General features: G+C 65.1%; 14 protein-coding genes. 8 read left to right on the top strand and 6 right to left on the bottom strand.

The window, feature by feature from the left end:
* Positions 1–11 precede the first annotated feature (11 nt).
* Positions 12–587, bottom strand: a complete 576-nt coding sequence (locus JEY66_RS01025) for a GNAT family N-acetyltransferase (protein ID WP_016841909.1) — start codon at positions 585–587, stop codon at positions 12–14.
* Between the two features lie 234 nt (positions 588–821).
* On the opposite strand from JEY66_RS01025, the gene JEY66_RS01020 reads away from it, so the two are divergent.
* The 3 genes from JEY66_RS01020 to JEY66_RS01010 all read left to right on the top strand — a co-directional run bounded on the left by JEY66_RS01020 (position 822) and on the right by JEY66_RS01010 (position 3,807).
* Positions 822–1,739, top strand: a complete 918-nt coding sequence (locus JEY66_RS01020; RefSeq protein ID WP_016841910.1) for a pirin family protein — start codon at positions 822–824, stop codon at positions 1,737–1,739.
* A 99-nt stretch (positions 1,740–1,838) separates the two neighbouring features.
* Positions 1,839–2,753 (top strand): phosphoribosylaminoimidazolesuccinocarboxamide synthase, encoded by a 915-nt coding sequence (locus JEY66_RS01015; RefSeq protein ID WP_016841911.1) that lies wholly within the window; start codon positions 1,839–1,841, stop codon positions 2,751–2,753.
* A gap of 256 nt (positions 2,754–3,009) precedes the next feature.
* Positions 3,010–3,807 carry a crotonase/enoyl-CoA hydratase family protein gene (locus tag JEY66_RS01010; RefSeq protein ID WP_016841912.1) on the top strand — a complete coding sequence of 266 codons (798 nt, stop codon included), beginning with the start codon at positions 3,010–3,012 and terminating at the stop codon, positions 3,805–3,807.
* Between the two features lie 179 nt (positions 3,808–3,986).
* Here the strand turns inward: JEY66_RS01010 and JEY66_RS01005 are convergent, their stop codons facing one another.
* Together JEY66_RS01005 and JEY66_RS01000 are read right to left on the bottom strand one after the other, a co-directional pair.
* A complete protein-coding gene (locus JEY66_RS01005) occupies positions 3,987–5,357 on the bottom strand; it encodes an NAD(P)/FAD-dependent oxidoreductase (protein WP_038374440.1) in 1,371 nt (456 codons plus the stop codon).
* Positions 5,358–5,417: 60 nt separating this feature from the next.
* Positions 5,418–6,119, bottom strand: a complete 702-nt coding sequence (locus JEY66_RS01000; protein WP_038374441.1) for a GntR family transcriptional regulator — start codon at positions 6,117–6,119, stop codon at positions 5,418–5,420.
* 143 nt (positions 6,120–6,262) lie between these two features.
* Here JEY66_RS01000 and JEY66_RS00995 point away from each other — a divergent pair, with 143 nt between their 5' ends.
* Together JEY66_RS00995 and JEY66_RS00990 are read left to right on the top strand one after the other, a co-directional pair.
* Positions 6,263–7,159 (top strand): amino acid ABC transporter substrate-binding protein, encoded by an 897-nt coding sequence (locus tag JEY66_RS00995; RefSeq protein WP_016841915.1) that lies wholly within the window; start codon positions 6,263–6,265, stop codon positions 7,157–7,159.
* A 361-nt stretch (positions 7,160–7,520) separates the two neighbouring features.
* The gene (locus JEY66_RS00990; protein WP_018269248.1) at positions 7,521–7,997 is read left to right on the top strand and encodes a hypothetical protein; all 477 of its coding nucleotides are present in this window, start codon (positions 7,521–7,523) and stop codon (positions 7,995–7,997) included.
* Between the two features lie 204 nt (positions 7,998–8,201).
* Here the strand turns inward: JEY66_RS00990 and JEY66_RS00985 are convergent, their stop codons facing one another.
* Both JEY66_RS00985 and JEY66_RS00980 read right to left on the bottom strand, forming a co-directional pair.
* Entirely contained in the window at positions 8,202–9,698 is a 1,497-nt protein-coding gene (locus JEY66_RS00985) for an NAD-dependent succinate-semialdehyde dehydrogenase (RefSeq protein WP_016841916.1), read from the bottom strand.
* A 179-nt stretch (positions 9,699–9,877) separates the two neighbouring features.
* Positions 9,878–10,201 carry a hypothetical protein gene (locus JEY66_RS00980; protein WP_016841917.1) on the bottom strand — a complete coding sequence of 108 codons (324 nt, stop codon included), beginning with the start codon at positions 10,199–10,201 and terminating at the stop codon, positions 9,878–9,880.
* Positions 10,202–10,546: 345 nt separating this feature from the next.
* Between JEY66_RS00980 and JEY66_RS00975 the strand changes: the two genes are divergently transcribed.
* From JEY66_RS00975 to JEY66_RS00965, 3 genes are all read left to right on the top strand, one after another.
* Positions 10,547–11,740, top strand: a complete 1,194-nt coding sequence (locus JEY66_RS00975; protein ID WP_016841918.1) for a serine hydrolase domain-containing protein — start codon at positions 10,547–10,549, stop codon at positions 11,738–11,740.
* A 275-nt stretch (positions 11,741–12,015) separates the two neighbouring features.
* Positions 12,016–13,716 carry an AMP-binding protein gene (locus JEY66_RS00970; protein WP_038374439.1) on the top strand — a complete coding sequence of 567 codons (1,701 nt, stop codon included), beginning with the start codon at positions 12,016–12,018 and terminating at the stop codon, positions 13,714–13,716.
* Between the two features lie 165 nt (positions 13,717–13,881).
* Positions 13,882–15,048, top strand: a complete 1,167-nt coding sequence (locus JEY66_RS00965; RefSeq protein WP_244620959.1) for an integrase core domain-containing protein — start codon at positions 13,882–13,884, stop codon at positions 15,046–15,048.
* A 147-nt stretch (positions 15,049–15,195) separates the two neighbouring features.
* Here the strand turns inward: JEY66_RS00965 and JEY66_RS00960 are convergent, their stop codons facing one another.
* Entirely contained in the window at positions 15,196–16,197 is a 1,002-nt protein-coding gene (locus JEY66_RS00960) for an adenosine kinase (protein ID WP_016840403.1), read from the bottom strand.
* Between the last annotated feature and the right edge of the window lie 212 nt (positions 16,198–16,409).

Below are 16,409 nucleotides of genomic sequence, written 5' to 3'. Positions count from 1 at the left end.
GAGGTGGTTTTTCAAGATCGCTCACGCTGCCAGCGCTGGCGTGTCGTCACCCAGATATCGACCACATCGCCCTCGAGCCTGCCCGGCGCCTCGTTGACCGCGCCGAGTCGCCGCGCCACCGCCTGCGAGGCGACGTTGGCCGGATCGATGCAATGGATGATGCGGTCGACCGTGAAGTTGTCGAATACCCAATCGATCGCGGCCCGCGCCGCCTCCACCGCGTAGCCCTTGCCGCGCTGCTCTTTGGCAATGCCCCAGCCGACCTCGAAGCCGGGCCATTCCGGCGGAAAATACGGACCGACGCGGCCGATGTAGCGGCCGGAAGGCTTCTCCTCGACCGCGAACATGCCGAAACCATACAGCGCCCAATGGCCGGAGATGACGGCGGCGTTGCGCCAGCCCTTCAGCTCCGAGGTGACCGGCTGATGATCCGGCGTGATGAAGCGCGCCGTCTCGGGATCGGACAGCATTTTCGTGTTCTCAGCGACATCGGACGCGCGCCACGGCCGCAGGATGAGCCGCGCGGTCTCGATCACGGGACCATCGACCCGCAGCAGTCTTGCGCCTGGCTTGATCAGAGAAACCATCGGCACCTCCGGTTTCCAAGATTACGCTGTTATCACGCGCGCACACGCGCCAGAAGTATGTCGTCGTCCCTGCGAAAGCAGGGACCCATAACCACAAGGCTTCGTTGTTAGGCGAAGCCGCGGCCACAGCCTGCTCAATCACCGCGCCCTGTGGTTATGGGTCCCGGCTCGCGCTTCGCTTGGCCGGGACGACGATTGGAGTATGATCGCTACACCACTGTTAAGGAGTCCGACATGAGCTGGCAGCCCTCGACCGATCCCGAACTCGGCGATCCCAAGACCTGCGACGCGCTGGATCTGATCATCGTGCCACGCACCCGCGATCTCGGCGACGGCTTTGCCGTGCGCCGCGCGCTGCCGCACGGCAAGCGCCAGATGGTCGGGCCTTTCATCTTCTTCGACCATTTCGGCCCCGTGCAATATCTCGCCGGCAAGGGCATGGACGTGCGGCCGCATCCGCATATCGGGCTCGCCACCGTCACCTATCTGTTCGACGGCAGCATCATGCACCGCGACAGCGAGGGCAACATCCAGGAGATCCAGCCCGGCGCGATGAACCTGATGACCGCGGGCCGCGGCATCGCGCATTCCGAGCGCACCCCCGACGTGCAGCGCCGCGACGGCCAGAAGATGCTCGGCCTGCAAAGCTGGATCGCGCTGCCTGCGGGCAAGGAGGAGATCGCGCCGTCGTTCCAGCATTATGGTGCGGGCGACCTGCCGATGATCTCCGAGCGCGACTTCACCGCGCGCATCATCGCGGGCTCGGCGTTCGGCATCACCTCGCCGGTCAGCATGGTCTCGCCCTGGTTCTACACTGAAGTGACCGCGAAGGCCGGCACCTCGGTGCCGCTCGACCCCGATCACGAGGAGCGCGCGATCTACCTCGTCGACGGCGAGGTCGAAATCGCGGGCGACCGCCACGAGGGGCCGCGGCTCCTGATCTTCCGGCCCGGCGACCGCATCACCGTGAAGACGCTGCGGGCAACCCGGATGATGTTCCTCGGCGGCGACGCCCTGGAAGGGCCGCGCCACATCTGGTGGAATTTCGTCTCGTCATCCAAGGAGCGGATCGAGCAGGCCAAACAGGACTGGAAAACCGGCCGTTTCGCGCAGGTTCCGCACGAACACGAGTTCATTCCGCTGCCGGAGTGAGCTATTTCCTGTGATAACCTCGAGCGCCCGCACGGCCGTGTGCGGGCGCTCGTCTTTGCAAGACACCTATTTTGAAAAGCCACCTAGAAAGATCACGCCATGACCGCGATGCTATCCAGCGACTTGCCCCTGCCCCGGATCGGCCGCGGCAAGGTGCGCGATATCTACGCCGTCGGCGACGACCGCGTGCTGCTGCTGACCACCGACCGGATCTCGGCGTTCGACGTGGTGATGGCGGAAACCATTCCGATGAAAGGCGCGGTGCTGACCCAGATCAGCGCCTGGTGGTTCCGGCAGCTCGAGGGCACGGTGCCGCATCACATGATCAGCGCCGATGCCGACGAGATCATCCGCGCGGTGCCTGAACTGAAGGATCATCGCGCCGACATCCTCGGCCGCGCGATGCTGTGCAAACGCACCACCGTGTTCCCGATCGAATGCGTGATCCGCGGCTACATCTCCGGCTCGGCGTGGAAGGAATATTCGGCCGATGGCACCCTGGCCGGCGAGAAGCTGCCGGCCGGCCTGGTCGAGAGCCAGAAGCTCGAACCTGCAATCTTCAGTCCGGCGACCAAGGCGGAGGCCGGCCATGACGAGAACATCACGGTTAAGCGGGTGCGCGAGATCGTCGGCGCCGACGTTGCGGCGACACTGGAGAAGATGGCGCGCGACGTCTACGGCTATGGCGAACAGACCAGCCGCGCGCGCGGCATCATCATCGCCGACACCAAGTTCGAGTTCGGCCGCGACAGGGACGGCCGCATCATCCTGATCGACGAGGTGATGACGCCGGATTCCTCGCGCTTCTGGGCGGTCGACGCTTACAAGCCCGGCCAGCCACAGCCAAGCTTCGACAAGCAGCCGCTGCGCGACTATCTCGACGTCGAGCGCCGCGCCGGCCGCTGGAACGGCGACGCGCCCGCCCCGCCGCTGCCGGCGAGCGTGGTGGATGCGACGAGCAAGCGGTATCTGGAAGCGTATCGCCGCGTAACGGGAAGCGAGCTGAAGGTCTAGTCGTCGTCCTAATACTGGATCTCTATCCGTCACCCTGAGGAGCGCGCTCTTGCGCGCGTCTCGAAGGGTCGACGGCCACCGGTGGGGCCGCTCATCCTTCGAGACGCCGCTTCGCGGCTCCTCAGGATGACGGGCAAAGAGGGGCATACACTCGCTTTGCCCGCGCTACGGAATTGCGCTATCTGCCGAGGCATTGCGCCGAACTCGCCTCTGATGCCACTCTCCTGGGACAACAAGAACACCCAGGGAGCGCCCCATGTCCGATGCCGATACCGTGCTCGTCGAGCGCGATGGTCCCGTCACCATCATCTCGATCAACCGTCCGCACAACCGCAACGCCGTCGACGGCGCCACCGCGCGCAAGCTGTATGACGCGTTTCTCGCCTTCGATGCGGATGCGAGCGCATCCGTCGCGGTGTTCACCGGCACCGGCGGCTATTTCTGTGCGGGCGCCGATTTGAAGGCGGTGGCGGCGGGCGATCCCGAGAAGAAGCGCGAGGTCGGCGGCCACAACACGATCGCGCCGATGGGACCGAGCCGGCTGCGGCTCTCGAAGCCGGTGATCGCCGCGATCGAAGGCTTTGCGGTCGCCGGCGGCATGGAGCTCGCGCTGTGGGCCGACATGCGCGTCATGGCCGAGGACGCAACCTTCGGCGTGTTCTGCCGCCGCTTCGGCGTGCCACTGATCGATCTCGGCACCATCCGCCTGCCGCGACTGATCGGCCATTCGCAGGCGATCGATCTGATCCTCACCGGACGCCCGGTCGGCGGCGCCGAAGCGCATCGGATGGGGCTCGCGAATCGCCTGGTGCCGAAGGGCGAGACCCGCGCCCACGCCATTGCGCTCGCCAGGGACATCGCGAAATTCCCGCAGAACTGCCTGCGCGCCGACCGGCTGTCGGCGCTGCGGCAGTGGGACCTCGACGAGGAAGAGGCGATCAGGAACGAGATGCGCGGCGGGCTCGAGGTGATCGCCTCGGGCGAAACGCTGTCGGGCGCGGCGCGCTTTGCCTCCGGCGTCGGCCGTCACGGCGCCTTCGGTAATGAGGGCTGATACGGCTGAAGATCACGTCTCGCCTGCGCGATCGCTTTGCCAAACCGCACCATCGCCGTGCTGCGTCGCTGAAGATGCGTAGCCCGGATGAAGCGGAGCGCAATCCGGGGTTTCGCCGCGCGGCAGCATCGGCCCCGGATTTCGCTTCGCTTCATCCGGGCTACGAAGGTGAGGTCGAGCTACAGCAACCCGCGGCTTTCGCTCGCCGCGAGCTCGTCCATCAGCGCCTTGTCCTGATAGCGCGCGAGCGAAAGGCCGCGGGCGAATGCCGGTGCCTGCGCACCGGCCACGGCGCGGGCGCAAAGGTCGCCGGTGGCGCAGGCCCCCATCGTGCCGTACCCCGACAGCGCCGCGGCGAGAAACACGCCTGATGTTTTCGCAGCCCCGATCAGCGGCCAATTCTCCTTCGTCATCGGATAGTAGCCACCGTAATGCACACGGTCGCGCGGCAACGCACCGAGATATTGCGCGAGCCTTGGCTGCAGCCGGCTCGCCGCGCGCAGCACGACCTCGGGGAAATATGGATTCAGCTCCGGCTCGCGAAACGGCTCGGTGGTCTGCTCCGCGTTGAAGGCCCAGCCGAGCTTGATCCACTCGCCGTGATCACCGCCGTCGGGCCGGCAATGGATGCTGCCCGGCATCGGCGCCAGCAGGCGCGAAAATTCCGGCGCCGCTGACAGCGCCTCGCGCTCGTCATCGGACCAGGCCAGCATCTGGCCGTCGAGATCGATCGCGAACGGCATTTTGCGATCGACCGCGCGGTTGCGATCGGCGAACGCGATCTTCTGCTGCAGCACATTGACGATCGGCAGCTCTTCGCCATGCATCGCCGCGACATGCGCTGCGAACGGGCCCGCTGCGTTGACGATGATATCGGCCTTGATGGTCTGCCGCGCGCCATCGGCCAGCACATCGATGACGAAGCGGTCGGTCTTCGCGATGCCGAGCACCCTCGCCTGCTGGAATTGCGCACCCAGCGGCCGCATCGTTTCCAGCATGTACTGGCCGAGCTGCTGGCCACTGATGTCGCCCGCGCGGCGGATATGCAGCGCAGTCGCGACCTCCTTGTCGAAGCTCGGATAATGCACCTGGATCAGGTCGCGGCCGAGCAGAACGTCGACGCCGTCGGGCGCACTCTGCCAGTCCGCCGAATGCGGCGGCAGGTAGCCGCGGCTTGCACCCTCGTGCAGGCGGATCAGTTTTTCGGCCTGCGCGCCATAGCCGGCGTAAAGTTGCTGCAACAATTCCTCGGGCTTCTCCTCGCGCGTGACCAGGAGATAGCCGCGCCGCGTCATGTGGATGCGGTTGTCGCTGCGGCGCGCGATCTCCTCCATCAGGTCGGTGGAATGGTTGGTGTAGTCGGCCATCGTCGGATGCGGCCACCAGTTGCGGTAGTTCTCGCCGGACTGTGCCGAGGTCAATGCCATCGGCTGGCCTTCGTCGACGATCAGCAAGCGCGAACGCTTGTGCTGAACGGCGAGATAGTAGGCCGTGGCGATGCCGACGATGCCCGCACCGATCACCAGGATTTCGACGTCATTGGTCTTCACGCGCACTCTCCATGGGCCGCGCAGCGCGGCCCGCGATCATTCACATGGTCTGAACGGCGATCAGGCAGAGCGCCCCTCGCCTGCATCACGCAGCGCCTGGCGCTGCGCCGAGCGCAGCGTCTTCTGCGTCTCCTCGATATGGTCGCGCAGCAGCCGGACCGCCTTCTTGACCTCGCCGTCGCGGCAGAATTCGAGCAGCCGGTAATGCTCGCGTTGCGGACGCTCCTTGCCGGTCGCCTGCGACACCAGCGCCCGGGTGAAGCGGCCGACATGGCCGTAATTCGCCTCGATCATGCCGAGCAGGCGCGGGCGATTGCACGGCGCGTAGAGCGTGGCGTGGAATTTCCAGTTGAAGGCGCCCCATTGCGCCGGATCGGGCTCGGCGTCGTAAGCACGGAGGATTTTCGTCGCCTCCTCGAGATCGATCTCGCCCATGGCCGGGATCGCCAGGCGCAGCGCGTGGCATTCGAGCGCGATGCGGATCTCGAGCAGCCCGATCACCTCGTCGATCGAGAGATCCGAGACCACCGCGCCGCGGTTGGGCAGGAAGGTCACAAAACCCTCGGCCTCGAGCTGGCGCAGCGCCTCGCGCACCGGGATGCGGCTGGTCCCGAACCGCGCGGCGAGTTCGTCCTGACGCAGCTGCAATCCGGGCGCGAGCTCGCCCGAGCTGATCGCGGCCCGCAATGCCTCGCGCACGGCGTCCGGCGCGGAACCGTGGGGTCCGGCGCCTCGATGGCTGGTGACGGCTGCGGGTTCCATCCGGCTTCTCTCTCGCTGTGCGGCGGCGACCAGGATATCCAACATGGCACTATTGTATAAAATCGGTTTTGCCGATTATGCAATCTCTGTGTATAAAATCTTGCCTTATCGTATCCAATACTGCCGGCGTTCGCGAGCACCCGATGCATCAAGCCACCAAGCGACTGATCTACCTAGCTTTTCTGGTGACAGCGTCCACTCCGGCACAGGCCCAATCGTCCGGCGGTACCCTGGCCAAGATCCGCGACGCCGGCGAAATCCGGCTCGGCCACCGCGACGTCTCGGTCCCGTTCTCCTATCTCGACGACAACCAGAAGCCGGTCGGCTTTGCGATGGACCTCTGCGCGCGGATCGTCGATGCGGTGAAGACCGAACTCAAGCTGCCGGCACTGCAGACCAGGCTGCAGCCGATCCAGCTCTCCACCCAGATCCCGCTGATCGAGAACGGCACCATCGACATCGTCTGCGGTCCCGCCACCAACACGCTGGAGCGGCAGAAGGTCGTCGCCTTCAGCAACACGATCTTCGTGTCGAGCATCCGCGCGGTGGTGCAGAAGGACGCACCGATCAAGAGCTTCGAGGATCTCGGCGGCCGGCCGGTCTCGCTGACCTCGGGCTCGACCTCGATCGGACTGTTGAGCGCACGGGCCCAGGAGAAGAACTTTCAGACCAAGAACATCCTGACGGCGGACCACGCCGCATCGTTCCTCGCGCTGACCACCGGGCGCAGCGAAGCCTTCGTGATGGACGACATTCTGCTGGCGAGCCTGATCGCCGGCAGCCGCAATCCGGCGGACTGGCGCATCATCGACGACAGCCTGCGCACCGAGCCCTACGGGCTGATCATTCGCAAGGGCGATCCGGAGTTCAAGGCGCTGGTCGACCGGACGCTGGTCGCCATGATGAAGAGCAATGAATTCCAGGAGCTCTACGCAAAATGGTTCACGCGGCCGATCCCGCCGAAGAACGTGAACCTGAATTTCCCGATGACGGCGCCGCTGAAGGACGCCGTCGCCAATCCGAACGACAAGGGCGTGTGACGGGCGCATCTGGTCAGGAGTTCGTCTAGGCGCACGCCGCCTTGCGTTCCGGCTGCGGCTTTTCAGACCGTCGGCATCCGAGTCGGGGCGGCTCGACGGCGACGGTGGGCACTCGAGGTTGGCTGCGGCGCGGACAAATGAACGCCGCGCCGGCGCAGCTTCATGGACAGCCCGGCTAGCAAAGCCCACTTCGAAGGCGGCTTCGAAGCAGCGCCACGCTCGATGTCCCTTTGCGCTGGATCAAAGCAAGGCCCCCTTGCCCGCCGTATGCTGAATTATGATGAGGCACTGGAGGGCATGCATCCTCGGGGTTCGCAATGGGCCCTAGCAGGGATCGCCCCTGTCGAGAATTGGAACGCGCATGAAAGCAAAGCCATTTGCCGCCTTGTTGCTCGCCGTGTCAGCCGCGGCGACGATCCCGACCAGTTGGGCCCAGTCACCTCCCGGGGCGAGCAATGCCGAGCGATATATCCCTCAGCTCGCCAACATCATGACCGCCGCGCAGCTGCAGCACCTCAAGCTGTGGTCGGCGGGAACGGCCCATAACTGGCCGCTCGCGGCCTATGAGCTGCGCCAGCTCCGGGAGAGCCTCGTGGAGGCGGCGTTGCTCTACCGCGGAATTCCCGTCTCCAACGTCACTACACTCGCCTCGTCCATTTCCGTCATGACGGAAGCGATCGACCGAAAAGACCCAGAGCGGTTCGCGAAGGAGTTCGGCGTGCTGACCAAGGGCTGTAACACCTGTCATCAATCGATGGACCGCGCCTTCATCGTGTTGCGCACGCCTGCCGAGCAGCCATTTTCCAACCAGGTGTTCCAGTCGAAGAGCAAGCCTTAGTCAAACGCATCGCGCGCCCACAAGCTGAACGTGACCGTGAACCAAAGCGCCGTCGATCTCGGGGGCAATGCCGAGTCAGACGCCGCCCGGTGAGCCATCCAGGTCGCAGCCGAAAACCTGACTGGCGTGACCGCCGTCAACGATCACCTGATGCCGGAGGTACCGTCCACAGACGGCGAGTTCGGCTGCGACGACGACGGCCGGCTAGACGCCGGCCATCATCACGTATTTGATCTCGACATACTCATCCATGCCGTGGCGCGAGCCTTCGCGGCCGAGGCCGCTTTCCTTGACGCCGCCGAACGGCGCCACTTCAGTCGTGATCAAGCCGGAGTTGACGCCGACCATGCCCGACTCCAGCGCCTCGGCGACGCGCCAGACGCGGCCGATGTCGCGCGAATAGAAGTAGGAGGCGAGGCCGAACGGCGAGGCGTTGCACATCGCGATCACGTCGGCCTCGTCCTTGAAGCGGATCACCGGCGCGAGCGGGCCGAAGGTTTCCTCGTGCGAGACCAGCGCGTCCGGGCGCACATCCGACAGCACGGTAGGCTCGAAGAAGCTGCGGCCGAGCGACGAGCGCTTGCCGCCGGTCACGATCTTGGCGCCGCCTTTCACCGCATCGGCGATGTGCCGCTCGACCTTCTCGATCGCTTCCATGTTGATCAGCGGACCCTGCGTCACGCCCTGCTCCGTGCCGTCGCCGATCTTCATCTCCGCGACCTTCTTCGACAGCTTCGTGACGAACGCGTCGTAGATCTTGTCCTGGGCATAGAGACGGTTGGCGCAGACGCAGGTCTGGCCCATGTTGCGATACTTCGAGACGATGGCGCCTTCGACCGCGGCATCGATATCGGCATCGTCGAACACCACGAACGGCGCGTTGCCGCCGAGCTCGAGGCCGAGCTTCTTCACGCCGACCGACGCCTGCCGGTACAGGATCTTGCCGACCTCGGTCGAGCCGGTGAAGCCGACGAAGCGCACCGCCGGATGCTCGCACAGCACTTTGCCGATCGGCGGCGCATCACCGGTGATGATGTTGAACACGCCCTTCGGCACGCCGGCCTTCTCGGCCAGCGCTACGAGAGCGAGCGCGGACAGCGGCGTCTCGTTGGCGGGCTTCAGCACCACGGTGCAACCGGCCGCCAGCGCCGGCGAGACCTTGCGGGTGATCATCGAGTTCGGGAAATTCCACGGGGTGATGGCGCCGCAGACACCGATCGGCTGCCGGATCGCGAGCAGGCGCGCGTCCGGACGCTGGGTCGGGATCGTCTCGCCATAGACGCGACGCGCCTCTTCCGCGAAGAATTCGACATAGGCGGCGCCGATATCGACCTCGCCGAGCGCTTCAGCCAGCGGCTTGCCCTGCTCGGAGGTCAGGATCAGCGCGAGGTCCTCGCGGTTGGCGATGATCAGGTCGAACCATTTGCGCAAGATGTTGGAGCGCTGCTTGGCGGTCAGCTTGGCCCAGGCCGGAAACGCGCGCTCGGCGGCCTCAACGGCCGTGGTCGCGTCATCGGCGCTCAGCTGCGGGATCTTGATCAGCTCGACGCCGGTCGCCGGATTGTTGACGGCGAATTCGGGGGTGCCGACCCAGGCGCCGTCGATGTAGCAGCGGTCGCGCAGCAGCGAGGGGTCCTTCAGGCGGCTTTGCAGGGAGGATGCTGCGGATTGGGTGGCGCGTGCGGCAACGGGCGGGGTCATGGCGTTACTCCTGTCATTTCTGGAATTTCTTGGGGGTGTTCGCCGCCTATATAAGCGGAAAGCCGCTGCGGTGCACCGGCGCCGGGCGCGACCCTGCTTGGACGCAAACGCGGCGCGATTGTTGGAGGGTTGTCATTGCGGGGCGATGCGCAGCATCGAACCCGGAATGACGGCTCTGATCAGACCGCGCCGCCGGACATATAGGTTTCGCGACGGCCGATCATGCGCTCGGCCGCGGCCTTGGCGTCCGCCTTGGTCGAGGTCGCGCAGGTCCGGTATTCGAGGTCGGCCTCCGCCCGCGCATCGCGGCGGCCGAACCAGGATTTGGTGCCGGTCTGCAGCAGCGCCAGCGCCCGCGCGACATTCTCGACGGCCTCGAATGAGTGCAGCGCGCCGGTACCTGCGTAGCGGACTTCGTAGAGACCTGGGCTGATCGGCGCCTCGATATTCTCGCCGCGGCCCGGCCGCGGATAGCGTTTCCATTCACTCCATGTCGAAATCATTGCTGCGCCCCCGCCAGGCGGGAAATGACGAATCTTTTCGTCAAATCCGGTCCAATCCGCCGCACCGTTTGTGCAGCGATCTGAATGCGTTAATGCAAATAATCAGGTACGAAAATCATTCCTTGATCACGTTACCGTGGCCGCCCGCGGAGGTCACCGGGACTGGCGCGGCGTCCCCTGCAAAATCTGCGCGCGTGGTGAACGCCTCCCGACCAAGGCTGTTCCTAGCGGCCGGCCTTCACGACATCGCGACGTCGCCGCATCGCGCCCGCCTTGCGGGAGCGGAAAAGCGGGAGGATGATCCGCCCACTTCAAAACAATAAACCCCACCGGAGGAAGCCCCCAATGCAGAGCAAGGCTCAGATCGATCAGGTATTGCGCCAGAAGAGCGAGGCAAAGGAAATTCCCGGCGTGGTCGCCATCGCGGCCACCGGCAAGGACGTGATCTACGAAGGCGCGTTCGGCAAGCGCGACCTCTCCAAGAGCGATCCCATGACGGCGGACAGCGTGTTCTGGATCGCCTCGATGACCAAGGCGGTGACCTCGGCGGGCGCGATGCAGCTCGTCGAGCAGGGCAAGCTCTCGCTCGATGAGCCGATCGGCAAGCTGTTGCCCGATCTCGCCGCGGTGCAGGTGCTCGACGGCTTCGACGCCAAGGGCGAGCCGCAGCTGCGGCCGGCGAAAAAGCCGATCACGCTGCGCCAGCTGATGACCCACACCGCCGGCTTCGCCTACGACATGTGGGACGGCAACCTCGGCAAATATCTGGAAAAGACCGGCACGCCCGGCATCATCACCTGCCTGAATGCCGCGCTGAAGACGCCGATCATGACCGACCCCGGCACGCGCTGGGAGTACGGCACCAATATCGACTTCGTCGGCAAGGCGGTGGAGGCCGCATCCGGCAAGAAGCTCGATGCCTATCTGCGCGACAACATGTTGGCGCCGCTCGGCATGAGCGATACCGCGTTCAAGATCTCCGACGACATGCGCAAGCGGCTGGTCGGCATGCATGCCCGCGGCGAGGACGGCACGCTGGCGGCAATCCCGTTCGAGCTCGAGCAGAATCCTGAATTCCACATGGGTGGCGGCGGCCTGTATTCGACCGCGGCCGACTACATCAAGTTCTGCCAGATGATCCTCAACAAGGGCAAAGGCAACGGCAATCAGGTGCTGAAGGCCGAGACGGTCGCGACCATGGGGCAAAATCACATCGGCGAGCTCACCGTCGGCAAGATGACGACGGCCCTGCCGATGTACACCAACGATGTCGATCTCTATCCCGAGATCGTCAAGAAGTGGGGACTGAGCTTCCTCATCAACACCGCCAAGACGCCGGAAGGCCGCAGCGCCGGCAGCCTCGCCTGGGCGGGCCTTGCCAACACCTATTACTGGATCGATCCGTCGCGCGACGTCTGCGGCGTGATCCTGACCCAGCTGTTGCCGTTCGCCGACAAGCACAGTCTGGAAGCCTTCGCAGGCTTCGAGAAGGGCATCTATGCCGGGCTCGACGCCGGCAGCGGGCAGCGGGCGGCGTAAGTCCACTGGGACGACGGAAGTCGACACTCCACGAACTCGTCATGCCCGGCCTCGTGCCGGGCATCCACGTCTTTGGTTCCGCTCAAAAAGACGTGGATGGCCGGGACAAGCCCGGCCATGACGGGCGTTAACGCTTGTCCACCGTTTTGCAAGCGAGGGATTTCTCATACCCGCCATTGGTCGGGCCTGTCCCGTCAGCGCCAAACGACTAAGATAGCGCAAAAAAGCGCGGCGGCGCGAACACGACCACGACCACGACCACGAGGAGGACGAGCTTGGCACCTACATCCAAGGCAGACAGCTATGTCTGCGGCATTTCCGATGTGCCGCTGCTCGGTGAGACCATCGGCCGCAGCCTCGACCACGCACGGGCACGCTGGGGCGAGCGCGAGGCGCTGGTCTCGCCGAGCCACCATGTGCGCTGGACCTGGAACGAGTTCGCCGACCGCGTCGAGGCCTTGGCGGCGGGCCTTCTCGCGCTCGGGCTGCAACGCGGCGAGCGGATCGGCATCTGGTCGCTGAACCGGCCGGAATGGACGCTGACGCAATTCGCCGCCGCGAAAGCCGGCCTGATCCTCGTCACCATCAATCCGGCCTACCGGCTGAGCGAGCTCGAATTCGCGCTCGGCAAGGTCGGCTGCGCCGCGATCGTGACGGCGACCGCATTCAAGACCTCGGCCTATATGGAGATGCTGAACACGCTGCTGCCCGAGCTCGCGAGCTCGGAGCCCGGCCATCTGCGCTCGGCGCGGCTGCCGCAATTGCGCGCCGTGATCCAGATCGGCGGACCGGCGGCACCGGGCACCATTCCGTTCGATACGGTATCGCAGATGGGCGGCGATCGCCATCGCGAGCAGCTTGCGGCGCTCGGCGAGAGCCTGCAGTTCGACGATCCCGTCAACATTCAGTTCACCAGCGGCACCACCGGCTCGCCCAAGGGCGTGACGCTGACCCATCACAACATCCTCAACAACGGCTACTTCACCGGCCGCGCCATGCGCCTGACCGAGCAGGACAGCATCTGCATTCCGGTGCCGCTCTATCACTGCTTCGGAATGGTGATGGGCAACCTCGCCTCGGTCACGCTCGGCACCACCATGGTCTATCCCGGCGAAGGCTTTGATCCGCTGGCGACGCTGACGACGGTCGCGCAGGAGAAATGCACGACGCTGTACGGCGTGCCGACCATGTTCATCGCCGAGCTCGACCATCCGGACTTCGCGCGCTTCGACCTGTCGTCGCTGCGCACCGGCATCATGGCCGGTGCGCCATGCCCGATCGAGGTGATGAAGCGCGTCAACACCGAGATGAACATGCGCGAGGTGACGATCGCCTACGGCATGACCGAAACCAGCCCGGTGAGTTTCCAGAGCGCGACCGACGATCCGCTGGAGCGCCGCGTCTCCACCGTCGGCCGCATCCATCCGCATGTCGAGGTCAAGGTGGTCGATCTCGACGGCAGGGTGGTGCCGCGTGGCGAACGCGGCGAGCTCTGCACCCGCGGCTACAGCATCATGCTCGGCTATTGGGACGAGAAGGAAAAGACCGGCGACGTGCTCGACACCAATGGCTGGATGCACACCGGCGACCTCGCCGTGATCGACGACGAGGGCTATTGCAACATCGTCGGCCGCATCAAGGACATGGTGATCCGCGGCGGCGAGAACCTCTATCCGAGGGAGATCGAGGAATTCCTCTACCGCCATCCGAAGATCCAGGACGTGCAGATCTTCGGCGTCGCCGATGAGCGCTATGGCGAGGAGCTGTGCGCCTGGGTCAGGATCAGGCAGGGCGAGACGCTCACCGCCGACGAGGTCCGCGCCTTCTGCCAGGGCCAGATCGCCCACAACAAGATCCCGCGCTATGTCGAATTCGTCGACGAATTCCCGATGACGGTGACCGGCAAGATCCAGAAATTCGTGATGCGCGATGCGGTGGAGCAGCGGCTGGGATTGAAGGCGGCGAAGACGGCGTGATGCCGTTCTCCCCCTCTCCCGCTTGCGGGGGAGGGTCGGGGTGGGGGCTTTCTCCGCGGTACAGACCGGATAGATACCCGACAGTTTAGACCGGCATGATTGCCGACAGGTTTCTAGAAGCATCGGCGGGAGGGCCCGACGATGCCGTTCAGAGAGACCAGTCGGATGGAAGAGCGTATCCGGATGTTTATGGAGTACGAGAGCGGGAACTGGAACGTGTCGGAGTTGTGCCGCCGTCACGGTATCTGCCGCGACACGTTTTACGCATGGCGCCAGCGGAAGCAGAGCGGCGATCCGGAGTGGTTCAGGGACCGTTCGCACGCGCCGCAGCAATGCCGACAAACGACCGATGCAGCGATTGCAGAGAAGGTGATCGCGGCTCGGCAGCGCTTTCCCTATCTGGGACCGCGCAAGCTGCTCGCCTTGCTCGACCGCCAGGCGCCGGAGATCGATTGGCCGGCGGCGTCGACGATTGGGAGCATTCTCAAGCGCGCGGGGCTGATCTCGCCGGTGAAGCGCCGTCGCCGTCCGCTCGACCAGCGGCGTCCCTGCACGCCGGTGCAGGAGCCGAACGACGAGTGGAGCGTGGACTTCAAGGGCTGGTTTCGCACCCGCGACCAGTGCCGGGTCGATCCCCTGACGGTGGCCGACAGCCACAGCCGCTTCCTGATCGAACTGCAGATCGTCGCACCGACGACCGAGGGCGTCCGCCCCCGCTTCGAAAGAGCTTTCCGCGAGCATGGCCTGCCGCGGGCAATCCGCTGCGACAATGGTTCGCCGTTCGGCTCGCGCGGCGCCGGCGGTCTCACCACATTGTCGGTCTGGTGGCTGAAGCTCGGCATTACGCCGCGCTTCATCCGTCCGGCCTCGCCGCAGGAGAACGGTCGCCATGAGCGCATGCATCGCACCTTGAAGGCGCAAACATCGAGCCCACCGGCAGATAATGCGTCGGAGCAACAGGCCCGCTTTGACGCCTTCCGAGAGCATTACAATAGGGAACGTCCTCACGAAGCGCTGGGCCAACGGCCGCCGGAAGACGCCTATCGAGCATCTCAACGCACCATGCCGGATCGCGAGCAAGACCCCTGGTATGACGCCAATCACCAGGCCCGCCGTGTTCGCGGCAACGGAGAGATCAAATGGAAAGGCAAGTTCGTCTTTATCGGTCAGGCGCTGGTGAACGAACTTGTCGGCATCGCCGAACTCGATACCGGTGACCACGTCGTCCGCTTCTGCGACCTCGACGTCGGTCTCATCGACCGCCGCGGTCTGTTCACCCGGTTCGCTCCGCCGCGTGAGGGGCTGCGCGAACCGGGTGAACAGACCGCTTAACCCAAACTGTCGGGGATCATGCCGGTCCAAAATGTCGGGAATCATGCCGGTTGAACACGCGAGTCATTCCGTGGAGAGAGCCCCCACCCGCCGCGCTTCGCGCGTCGGCCTCCCCCGCAAGCGGGAGAGGCGAAGAAAGACTACGCCTTAAACCAGCAGCCCCTGCTGCTTCGCCAGATCCTGCAGCGACACCAGCGGCCGGGCGCCGATGTGCTGGATCACCTCGGCGGCGGCGAGCGCGCCGAGCCGGCCGGCATTCTCGTGGCCGACATTGCGCACGAGACCGACCAGGAAGCCAGCGGCGAACAGATCGCCGGCGCCGGTGGTGTCGACCAGCCTGTCGATCGGCGAGGCGGGCGCCGAGACGACGCTGTCGCCTGATATCACGACGCAGCCCTTCTCGCTGCGGGTGACGACGCCGAGCTTGGTGTCCTTGCCGAACTGCTTCAGCGCGGTGTCGAAATCCGAGGTCTGGTACAGCGAGTGCAGCTCGGACTCGTTGGCGAACACCAGGTCCACGATGCCCTTGCGCATCAGATCGAGGAATTCGTCGCGGTAGCGATCGACGCAGAACGAATCCGACAGCGTCAGCGCGACCTGGCGGCCCGCGCCATGCGCGATATCAGCCGCCTTCACGAACGCGTCCTTGGCGTTCTTCGGATCCCAGAGATAGCCCTCGAGGTAGATGATGCTGGCGGCAGCGATCTGGTTTGGATCGATATCGTCCGGTGTCAGGTCCTGCGCGGCCCCGAGATAGGTGTTCATGGTGCGCTCGCCGTCCGGCGTCACCAGGATGTAGGAGCAGCCGGTGGCCGGTCCGGTCCTGGCCGGCGCGGTATCGAAGGCGACGCCGGCGGCGCGGATGTCGTGGACGTAAAGCTTGCCGATCTGGTCGTCCTTGACCTTGCCGACATAGGCGGCGCGGGCACCGAGATTGCCGACGCCGACGATGGTGTTGGCAGCCGAGCCGCCCGACATCTCGGTCGCCACGCCCATGTCGCCGTAGATCGCGGTGGCGCGCGCCTCGTCGATCAGTTGCATCGAGCCCTTGGTCATGCCGTGACGGGCAAGGAATGCCTCGTCGGTCTGCACCAGCACGTCGAAGATCGCGTTGCCGATCCCGAGAACGTCGTATTTTGCGTCAGCCATAGACCTGCCCTGTGTTAACGCCACCCAACAAGAGTGGCGGCCTATCACGTTACGCCTCGGGGCAGCAAGGGAAGCTCTACGTTCCGTCATCCTGAGGAGCGCGGAACGCGCGTCTCGAAGGATGCGCGGCCCCACTCTGGCCGATTCATCCTTCGAGGCTCGCCCAGCGGCGCAATTGCGCCGCAAGGCTCGCGCCTCAGGATGACGGACTT

The sequence above is a fragment of the Bradyrhizobium elkanii USDA 76 genome, from assembly GCF_023278185.1.
GTDB classification, from domain to species: Bacteria; Pseudomonadota; Alphaproteobacteria; order Rhizobiales; family Xanthobacteraceae; genus Bradyrhizobium; species Bradyrhizobium elkanii.
This window is presented reverse-complemented; position numbering and strand designations above follow the sequence as displayed.